Origin of the sequence: Corallococcus sp. CA053C (genome assembly GCF_003611675.1) — a bacterium.
Classification (GTDB): domain Bacteria; phylum Myxococcota; class Myxococcia; order Myxococcales; family Myxococcaceae; genus Corallococcus.
In genome coordinates this window covers 1-9,295 of the sequence record NZ_RAWA01000391.1, presented here as the reverse complement: position 1 = coordinate 9,295, position 9,295 = coordinate 1, and the positions used below count along the sequence as shown (strand labels likewise).

The following is a 9,295-nucleotide window of genomic DNA, read 5'->3' as shown; positions in this document are numbered from 1 at the left end:
GCCGGGTGGTGGTGGCGGTGGCATGCGGCGCGGCGGGTTCTGATCACTTGCAGCCAGCACAGGGGAAGGAGGAGAGGCACATGGACGCTCAGACAGCGAAGGCGCCACCGGTCGTGCAGCTCCGGGGCGTGAGCAAGGTGTACAAGACGGGCGACGTGGAGGTGCGCGCCCTGCGCGGCGTGGACTTCACGGTGGAGCCGGGCGAGTTCGTCTCCATCATGGGCTCCAGCGGTTCGGGCAAGTCCACGCTGATGAACATCCTGGGCTGCCTGGACCGGCCCACCTCCGGCGAGTACCTGCTCCAGGGGCGGGACGTGGCCCGGTTGGATCGGGACGGCCTGGCGCGCGTGCGCAACCGCACCCTGGGCTTCGTCTTCCAGAGCTTCAATCTGCTGGCGCGCACCACGGCGCTGGAGAATGTGGAGCTGCCCATGCTGTACGCGGGCGTGCCCTCCAAGGAGCGGCGCCAGCGCGCGAAGGAGGCGCTGGAGCGCGTGGGGCTGGCGGCCCGCCTGGATCACCACCCGAAGCAGCTCTCCGGCGGTCAGCAGCAGCGCGTGGCCATCGCGCGCGCGCTGGTGGGACGGCCTCGCGTCATCCTCGCGGACGAACCCACGGGCAACCTGGACTCGCGCACCACGGTGGAGGTGATGGCGCTGTTCCAGCAGTTGCAGAAGGAGGGCCTGACGCTGGTGCTGGTGACGCACGAGCCGGACGTGGCCGAGTTCACGCAGCGGGTGGTGGTGGTGAAGGACGGGCGCATCGTGAAGGACCAGCGGCAGTCGCCACAGCCCGCGGTGGTCCCGGCGGAAGAAGAGGTGGGGACATGAACCTGCTGGAGACGCTCATCCTGGCGCTGCGGGCGCTGTTGCGCTCCAAGACACGCTCGGTGCTCACCGCGCTGGGCATCATCATCGGCGTGGGCGCGGTCATCGCCATGGTGGCCATTGGCGACGGCGCGAAGGCCAGCGTGCAGAAGGTCTTCGACGCCATGGGCACCAACATGCTCATCGTCCTGCCGGGCTCGTCCCGCTCCGGTGGCGCGCGCGGCGGCTTTGGCAGCCAGCCCACCATCACCTGGGACGACCTGGAGGCCATCCGCACGCAGCTGCCCAGCGTGCGCGGCGCGGCGCCGGAGATGCGCTCCAACGCGCAGGTGTTCTCCGAGGACCAGAACTGGAACACCAGCATCATCGGCACGACGACGGATTACTTCATCGTGCGCAGCTGGACCATGGCGCAGGGCGCGCGCTTCACGGACGCGGACAACGAGGCGGGCGCGAAGGTGGCCGTGATGGGCCAGACCGTGGTGGACAACCTGTACGGCAAGGGCTTCAACCCGGTGGGCCAGGTCATCCGCATCAACAAGACGCCCTTCACCGTGGTGGGCGTGACGGCGCCCAAGGGCCAGTCCCCGGTGGGCCAGGACTTCGACAACACGGTGTTCGTGCCGGCCACCACGTTCCGCCGGCAGGTGCAGGCGCAGAGCCTGGGCACCTTCATCACCGGCGCGGTGTTCGTGCAGGCCGCGTCCGGGGACCTGACGGCGAAGGCGCAGGCGGACGTGACGCAGCTGCTGCGCGAGCGGCACCGGCTGGGGGAGAACGACCCGGACGACTTCGACGTGCGCAACCTGGCGGAGGTGGCCAGCGGTCAGCAGCAGAGCACGGAGACGCTGAGCCTGCTGCTCGCGGCCATCGCGGCGGTGTCGCTGGTGGTGGGCGGCATCGGCATCATGAACATCATGCTGGTGAGCGTCACCGAACGGACGCGCGAGATTGGCGTGCGCGTGGCGGTGGGCGCTCGTCCGCGCGACATCCTGGCGCAGTTCCTCATCGAGGCGCTGACGCTGGCGGTGCTGGGCGGAATCATTGGCGCGGCGGTGGGCCTGGGCGTGGCGAAGCTGCTGGCCGCGCAGTTCGGCTGGCCCATGCTGGTGCGCCCGGACGTGGCCCTGCTGGCCATTGGTTTCAGCGGTCTGGTGGGTGTCGTCTTCGGCCTGTACCCGGCGCGCAAGGCGAGCCTGTTGGATCCCATCGATGCCCTGAGGTACGAGTGATGCGCGCGCTTCCGTTGACGCTCTCCCTGTGGGTGCTGCCCGTGGTCGCCAGCGCCCAGGCTCCGGCGCCCCAGGCTCCGGCTGCTCCGGCCACGCCTCCCGCGGTGCAGCAGTCCCTGACGGTGGCGGGCTCCGAGGGGCGCGTCATCTCCCTGTCGGAAGCGGAGGCCGCGGCGCGCGAGCACCAGCCCACGCTGCGCTCGGCGCAGGCCGGCACGGATGCGGCCCGGGCGCGGGTGGACCAGTCCTTCTCCAGCTTCCTGCCGCAGGTGAACGCGAACGCCAGCTACACCGTGGGCACGAGCAACCGCGACGTCATCCAGGCGGTGCCCGGCAGCCCCACCGGCGTGGTGTCCAACTCCACGCGGCGCTTCAGCGGCGGCGTCAGCGCCAACCAGCTCATCTACGACTTCGGCCGCACGTCCGGGCGCTACAACGCGTCGAAGGAGAGCGCGGGCGCGCAGGAGAACTCGCAGCAGCAGGTGCTCCAGGACGTGTTGCGCGACGTGCGCACCGCGTACTTCAACGTCCTCACGCAGAAGGCGCTGCTGGGGGTGGCGCGCGAGACGCTCCAGAGCGAGGAGGCCCGGCTGGGGCAGGTGAACGCCTCCGTGCAGGTGGGCACCCGGCCTGAAATCGACCTGCTCCAGCAGCGCACGGCGAGGGCCAACGCGCAGGTGCAGCTCATCCGCGCGCAGAACGCCTACGCCACCGCCAAGGCGCAGCTCAACCAGACCATGGGCGTGGAGACGTCCACCGACTACACCGTGCAGGACGTGTCGGTGGCGGCCATCACCGGGGAGGACGGGGCGCTGGACGCGCTGGTGCTGCGCGCGCTGGAGTCCCGCCCGGACGTCGCCGCGCGCGAGCGGCAGGTGCGCGCGCAGGAGCTCCAGGTGAAGGTGACGAAGGGCGGCCACTGGCCCAGCCTCAGCGCCACGGGCAACGTGTCCGACGTGGGGGAGAACCCCTTCAACGGCGCGACGCTGAGCGCGTCGGGCGGGCTGTCGCTCAACTGGGCGCTGTTCCAGGGTGGGCTCGTCAACGCGCAGACGCGCGAGGCCAACGCCAACCTGCGCGACCTCCAGGCGCAGAAGGACTCGCTGCGCCAGCAGGTGCGGCTCCAGGTGGAGCAGGCCCGGCTCAACGTCGTGGCCAACCGCGAGGCGCTCACCGCCGCGGACGAGGCGCAGGCGAACGCGCGCGAGCGGCTGCGGCTGGCGGAGGGGCGCTACCGCGCTGGCGTGGGCAACATCATCGAGGTCAGCGACGCGCAGGTGGCCTTCACCAACGCCGCCGCCCAGCAGGTGCAGGCGACGTACGCGCTGGCCACCTCGCGCGCGGAGCTGGCGCGGGCCCTGGGCACCGTGGAACTCAGCACGGTGGCCTCCGCGCGCTAGCCCTGCAGGGCCGTGTCCGGGTTGGCTCTGAAACATGAGCCAACCCGGAAGGGTGGCAGTGGCGGCAGGATGCCGGAACACCGTAGGAAATGGCGGCTCCAACGTGCTGGGTCACCTGCCGAGATGCCCGAAAAAGCGTGTGGATGGACCCGAAGCGGGGCATTCTCCGAGGGCGCCCCGTCTCAGAAGTGGCCCGGGTGTCGGGCTTGCCCGGACTCCGAAAGTCCACCTCCCGCGCAGCGACCCTATGGGTGAACAATGGGAGGCTGACCCGGCAAGTTCTGTCTGTCTGCCTCTATACGTCCTATGCCGTCGACCGAACGTTTCGGGTCGGCAAGCAAAGGCATGGACAAGAAACTCGCAACCACCATCGGCGCATCCGCACGGGTCGCCCGGGGCCGCATGGAGCTGACGCAGGCCGACGTGGCCGAGCGGATCGACGTGGCCACGGAAGTCTATGGCCGCCTGGAACGGGGCGGCATGCTCCCCAGCGTCCAGACCCTGCTGAAGCTGTGCCACGAGCTGCACGTCTCCGCGGATGAGCTGCTGGGCCTGGCGTCGCAGGGCGCTCCCGCGTCCCGCGCCAGCGAAGCCCCTCCGCCCACGCCCGAGCGCCCGGAAGTGCGCCGGCTGCTGCGCAGCGTGCGTCAGCTGGACCCCGCCCAGGTGAAGCTGCTGGGTCTGGTGGCCAATGCGCTGACGCGGCGGTAGGCCGCGCGCGCTGGCCGCCCCGCTTCCCGCTCTCCCTAGAGGTTCGACAGGACGCGATCCAGGTCGGCGGGCCGCACCGGCTTGGTGAGGTGCAGGTCGAACCCGGCCTTCAGGGCGCGCTCGTAGGCCTCCGGTTCCGCATGGCCGGTGAGCGCCACCAGGCGCACGTGCTGCCCCACCCGGGCGCGCAGCGCGGCCGCCACCTGGTAGCCGTCCACCCCGGGCAGCCCGATGTCCACCAGCGCCAGGTCCGGTGCGTGCTCCAGGGCCAGCGCCAGGCCCTGCACGCCGTCCGGCGCCACCGCCACCTGGTGGCCCCACAGCTCCAGCAGGTCGCGCATGGACTGGCGCGCGTCCGAGTTGTCCTCCACCAGCAGGATGCGCCGCGCCCGCCGTGCGTCCAGGACGTTGTGGCCGGCGAGCTGGGGGACGCGCTCCGGGGGCAACAGCGGCAGCTTCACCACGAACTCGCTGCCCGCCCCGTAGCCGTCGCTCATCGCCTCCACGCTGCCGCCGTGCATCCGCACCAGCGTGCGCACCAGCGTGAGCCCGATGCCCAGGCCTCCGCGGGAGCGCTCCAGGGACGTGTCCGCCTGGGCGAACAGCTCGAAGACGGCGGGCAGCTTCTCCGGCGGGATGCCGATGCCGGTGTCCTTCACGCGGAGCACCGCCTGCGCGGTGCCGTCCACGCCCTCCTGGGACAGGTCCACCGTGACGGTGCCCTGGTCCGTGTACTTGGCCGCGTTGTCCAGCAGGTTGGTGAAGACCTGCTCCAGCCGCGTGGCGTCCGCCTCCATCCACAGGGACGTGCGCGGCAGGCGGACCTCCAGCTTCAGGCCGCGCGCCTCCACGCGGGGGCGCAGGATGGAGAGCACCTGCTGGAAGCTCTCCACCAGGTCCAGCGGCTCCTTGCGCAGCTCCACCTTGCCGCGGGTGATGCGGCTGACGTCCAGCAGGTCATCCACCAGCCGCGCCAGGTGGTGCGTCTGGCGCTGGATGATGCCGTGCATGCGCGCTTCCCGCGTGTCCGCGGACGCCTTGCGCTCCAGGATGCCGATGGACGTCATGATGGCGGCCAGCGGGTTTCGCAGCTCGTGGCCCAGCATGGCGAGGAACTCGTCCTTGCGCCGGTCCATCTCAATCAGCTGATCCGTGCGCAGGCGCGCCTGCTGCTCCGCGTGGCGCAGGCGCAAGAGCGAGCGCACCGTGGCGATGAGCTCCGACGGCTCATAGGGCTGGGTGAGGTACGCGTCCGCGCCGCCCTCCAGGCCCTGCACCTTCTTGTCCGGCGTGACGAACGTGGCGGACGTGTGCATCACGGCGATGGAGGCCGTGGACGCGTTGGAGCGCAGCCGGGCGCAGACCTCGTAGCCGCTGATGTCCGGCAGCTTCACGTCCAGGACGATGACGTCCGGGCGGTGCTTCTCCGCCATCAGCAGCGCCGCCATGCCGGTGGCGGCCTCCAGCACGTGGTAGCCGGACATCTCCAGGATGCGGTTGACGAGATACCGGTTGGCATCGTCGTCATTCACATTGAGGACGGTGGCCAGACGCTGTTCAGCCACGGGGGTTGACCTCCCTCAGGTCCCGTGTGCCCAGGCCCGCCTTGGTCAGCGCGTCGCGGATGCGCGTGATGGCCACCTCGCGGCTGAGCGTGTGCTTGGCGAGGATGGCGGACGTCTCCCGCGACAGGCGCTGGCGCTCCGACTCCTGGAGCTGGTGGGACGTGTGCAGGATGATGGGGATGTCGCGCGTGCGCGGGTCCGCCTTCAGCTCGTCCAGCACGTCGAAGGCGGTGATGTCCGGCAGGACGAAGTCCAGGAAGATGAGGTGCGGGGAGCGCTCGCGCGCGAGGCGCACGCCTTCACGGCCGCCGGCGGCCTCCATCAGCTGGTAGGGCGTGTCCTTCAGCAGCTGCTTGAGCAGGTAGCGGTGCACGTCGTCGTCGTCGATGATGAGCAGCCGCTCCACGGGCCCGGTGCGGGCGAGCGCGGACAGCTTCTTCTGCAGGCGCACCTCGTCCACCGGCTTGAGCCAGAACTCGTCCGCGCCCAGGGCGCGCGCCTTCTGCTCGCGGTCCGTGACGGTGACGACGAGGATGGGGATGTCGCGCGTCTGCTCGCCGTTCTTCATCTCCGCGAGGAAGTTCCAGCTCGTCTCGCCCTCCAGCATCACGTCCAGCACCATGGCGGCCGGACGCACGCGCTGCATCACCTTGCGCGCGTCCTCCACCGTGCGGACGGGCAGCACCTGGAAGCCGGAGCGCGCCAGGTACTTCTCGTAGAGGAAGAGCGTCTGGCGGTCGTCCTCCAGCACCAGCACCGGCGCGCGCGTGGGGTCCAGCGACTGGCTGCGCTGCGCCAGGCCCGTCATCTCCGCGACCTCCGCGTGGACGCGCGGCAGGGTGACGAGGAACGTGGAGCCCTCGCCCAGCGTGCTCTTCACGGAGAGGGTGCCGCCCAGCAGCTCCGTCAGCTTGCGCGCCAGCGGCAGGCCCAGGCCGGTGCCCTTCACGCGGCGCTGCAGGTGGCTGTCCACCTGGATGAACTCCTCGAAGACGCGCTCGTGGTTCTCCGGCGCGATGCCGATGCCCGTGTCCGTCACGGTGAACACCACCGTGTCGTGCGGGCCCGGGGCCACCGTCACGGTGACGGAGCCGGCCTCCGTGAACTTCACCGCGTTGGAGACCAGGTTGCGCACCACCTGGCTGAGCTTGGCCTCGTCCGTCTCCATCTCCAGGGGCTCGCCAGGGCCCTCGAAGTTGAGGGCCACCTTGGAGTCCGGCGGCAGCAGCGGCCGCGTCATGCCGCGCAGCGCGCTCAGGAAGTCGGACACCACGAAGCGGCTGTGGCGCAAGAGCGTCTTGCCCGACTCCACCTTGGACAAATCCAGCAGGTCGTTGACCAGCTCGAAGAGGGACTCGGCGGAGCTGCGGATGAACTGGACCTGCTTCTCCTGCTCCGGCGCGAGCGAGCCGTTGAGCGGGTTGAGCAGCACCTTGGACAGCCCGAGGATGGAGTGCAGGGGCGTGCGGAACTCGTGGCTGACGTTGGCCACCACGCGGCTCTTGATCTCCGACGCGCGCTGGAGGCTCTCCGCCTTCTCGTCCAGGGCGGCGTGCAGGCTCCTGACGCCCTTGTTGGACTCCTCCAGCTCCCGGTTGAGGCGGGAGAGCTCCTCCGCGCGGCGCTTGAGCTCGTACTGCTGGCGCTCCGTCTCGCGGTGCAGCGCGGACAGCTCTCCCAGCGTGGTGCTCACCTGCGACAGCGCGGCGCCGTAGTCCTCCGGGACGAGGCTGCCCACCAGGGCCACGCCGCCCTCGTGCGGCCGGGCGCGGAAGGCGAAGGTGGTGGGCTTCTGGTCGTGCAGGAGGATGAGCTCCCAGCCATCCACCGCCTCGTCGCACGCCTGCACGAGCAGCTTCTCCACCTTGCTCTCGCTGCCAGCGCTGGCGAGGCTGCGCAGGCTCTGTCCCGGCTTGATGCCCAGGATGCGCGCGGCGCGCTCGTCGCGCCAGACCACCGTTCCGTGGGCATCGCAGGACAGCGCCAGCTCGCGGCTGAGGGATTCGAAGATCCCCGGGGCGCGGTCATCCAGTTGCATCATGAGTGAAGCTCCTCCCATGAAATGGGTGCACGGGCGAGCAACGTCCGCGCCTCCGCATGCTCGGATCCCAAAGCCGCCAGCAGGGCGCCCAGGAGGTGGGGAAACGTCAGGGGTGCCAGGCCCCGCTGGGGCCAGAAGCCGGCGTACCAGTGAAGGTGCGCCTCCCACAAATCGGCGCGGTCCAGGGCGAGCGAATCCGAGAGATAGGACAGGTGAAGGCGCACCTCTTGTTCCAGGCGGAGGCGGTTTTCAGGCGTGAGCCCGCTTCCCAGCCGCCGGACCACCTCCTGCACGAGCGCGGGTGTGGCCGCCTCCAGCTGCCAGGCGGGGCCCACCGTATGACGCAGGGCCTCGCGGGCGGATTGGACGTAGGCATGGGGCGGGGTGCCCGGGCCGAAGCCTTCCGCCTGGAGGGCGTGGGCCAGCCCCTCGAAGTGCTGATCCAGATGCAGGGTGCACATGCCGCGCGTGAAGAGCAGGGTGCGCAGCCAGCGCGCGTAGTTCTCCAGGACCGCGGGGCGGTTGGCGTCGAGCGCCTGGACGAGGTAGCGCACGTGGAAGACGGCGTCCTCGTCGCCGAAGCGGCGGGCGCGCTGGGCGCCATAGCGGGCTTCCCAGAAGGGGTCGGCGTACAGGGCTTGGACGGAGGCGGACGCCAGGGACGCGGTCCGGGCCTCGACTTCACGGCTGACCGGCTGCATGGGTTTTCAGACTCCCAGGGTGCGGCAGGCGGAGGAGACCAGCTCCCGCGCGCTCTTGCCGAAGAAGGACACGTCCAGCTCTTCGTGCAGGACGGGTCCCCAGTCGAACGCGAGCCCGCCCACGGCGATGGACAGGTTCGGTGCGACCTGGCGCACCTTGCTCACGGCGTCGCGCAGCTGGGGCAGGTGGAAGGGCATGGTGACGGAGAGGGCCAGCAGGTCCGGGGGCGACTCGCGCACCAGCCGGGCCAGGTGATCCGCGGGGACGTTGGCGCCAATGAAGCGCACGTCGAAGCCGGCCATCTCCAGGAAGTCGCTGGCCATGCGCGCGCCCACTTCGTGCAGTTCGCCCTCCACGCACGCCATCATCACGACCTTGCCGTTGGACGGGTCGCGGGGCAGGTGGCGGTACAGGTGGGCCAGCACGTACTGGGAGATGGCGGTGGCCATGTGCTCCTGGGCCACGGAGATGCGGTTCTCCTGCCAGAGCCGCCCGATTTCGTATTGCGCCGCCTGGATGATCTCCAGATGCACGTCCTGCAGCGGCACGCCGCAGAGCAGTCCTTCGTCCACCAACAGCTTGAGGGCCTCCTGCCGGTTCCCAGCGAGCTGCGCCGCCAGGTACCGCTCCCTCAGCGTGGAAATGACAGGGGTCGCGTGGATCACGGGGTCAGATTGGCCTGAGAACGGGGCAGGGTAGGAGGGAACCTGCATTCGTTAAACCCAGGGTCCAATGCTCGCATCAGGAACCAGACACTTGGCGGGCGGTCCGCGCGAGCGCTCGCCTTTCTGCTTGCTGGGCCAGGGAAGTGGGCGGG

The 9,295-nt window shown here is 70.2% G+C and carries 8 protein-coding genes; 4 read left to right on the top strand and 4 right to left on the bottom strand.

Annotated features, from left to right (window positions below):
- The first annotated feature begins 80 nt into the window (after positions 1–80).
- The 4 genes from D7V97_RS34745 to D7V97_RS34730 all read left to right on the top strand — a co-directional run bounded on the left by D7V97_RS34745 (position 81) and on the right by D7V97_RS34730 (position 4,170).
- Positions 81–830: an ABC transporter ATP-binding protein gene (locus D7V97_RS34745; protein WP_120614920.1), complete on the top strand. Its 750-nt coding sequence runs from the start codon at positions 81–83 to the stop codon at positions 828–830.
- Positions 827–2,059, top strand: coding sequence for an ABC transporter permease (locus D7V97_RS34740; protein ID WP_120614919.1), 1,233 nt, complete (start codon positions 827–829; stop codon positions 2,057–2,059). Before D7V97_RS34745 ends, D7V97_RS34740 begins: the two co-directional genes overlap by 4 nt.
- A complete protein-coding gene (locus tag D7V97_RS34735; RefSeq protein ID WP_120614918.1) occupies positions 2,059–3,459 on the top strand; it encodes a TolC family protein in 1,401 nt (466 codons plus the stop codon). The genes D7V97_RS34740 and D7V97_RS34735 overlap by 1 nt, the downstream gene beginning before the upstream one ends.
- Positions 3,460–3,804: 345 nt before the next feature.
- On the top strand, positions 3,805–4,170 hold the full coding sequence (locus tag D7V97_RS34730; RefSeq protein WP_120614917.1) for a helix-turn-helix transcriptional regulator: 366 nt from the start codon (positions 3,805–3,807) through the stop codon (positions 4,168–4,170).
- Positions 4,171–4,205: 35 nt separating this feature from the next.
- Here the strand turns inward: D7V97_RS34730 and D7V97_RS34725 are convergent, their stop codons facing one another.
- Genes D7V97_RS34725 through D7V97_RS34710 form a run of 4 tightly spaced genes read right to left on the bottom strand, consistent with a single transcriptional unit; the run spans position 4,206 to position 9,143 of the window.
- The gene (locus tag D7V97_RS34725; protein WP_120614916.1) at positions 4,206–5,735 is read right to left on the bottom strand and encodes a response regulator; all 1,530 of its coding nucleotides are present in this window, start codon (positions 5,733–5,735) and stop codon (positions 4,206–4,208) included.
- A complete protein-coding gene (locus D7V97_RS34720; RefSeq protein WP_233583411.1) occupies positions 5,728–7,773 on the bottom strand; it encodes a hybrid sensor histidine kinase/response regulator in 2,046 nt (681 codons plus the stop codon). Before D7V97_RS34720 ends, D7V97_RS34725 begins: the two co-directional genes overlap by 8 nt.
- Entirely contained in the window at positions 7,773–8,477 is a 705-nt protein-coding gene (locus tag D7V97_RS34715) for a hypothetical protein (protein WP_120614914.1), read from the bottom strand. Before D7V97_RS34715 ends, D7V97_RS34720 begins: the two co-directional genes overlap by 1 nt.
- Before the next feature lie 6 nt (positions 8,478–8,483).
- Positions 8,484–9,143, bottom strand: a complete 660-nt coding sequence (locus D7V97_RS34710; RefSeq protein WP_233583410.1) for a B12-binding domain-containing protein — start codon at positions 9,141–9,143, stop codon at positions 8,484–8,486.
- Positions 9,144–9,295 lie beyond the last annotated feature (152 nt).

Bases quoted from the DNA above. Each gene is read 5' to 3' on its own strand.
- D7V97_RS34745 (WP_120614920.1), top strand. From the start codon at position 81: ATGGACGCTCAGACAGCGAAGGCGCCACCGGTCGTGCAGCTCCGGGGC.
- D7V97_RS34740 (WP_120614919.1), top strand. From the start codon at position 827: ATGAACCTGCTGGAGACGCTCATCCTGGCGCTGCGGGCGCTGTTGCGC.
- D7V97_RS34735 (WP_120614918.1), top strand. From the start codon at position 2,059: ATGCGCGCGCTTCCGTTGACGCTCTCCCTGTGGGTGCTGCCCGTGGTC.
- D7V97_RS34730 (WP_120614917.1), top strand. From the start codon at position 3,805: ATGGACAAGAAACTCGCAACCACCATCGGCGCATCCGCACGGGTCGCC.
- D7V97_RS34720 (WP_233583411.1), bottom strand. From the start codon at position 7,773: ATGCAACTGGATGACCGCGCCCCGGGGATCTTCGAATCCCTCAGCCGC.
- D7V97_RS34715 (WP_120614914.1), bottom strand. From the start codon at position 8,477: ATGCAGCCGGTCAGCCGTGAAGTCGAGGCCCGGACCGCGTCCCTGGCG.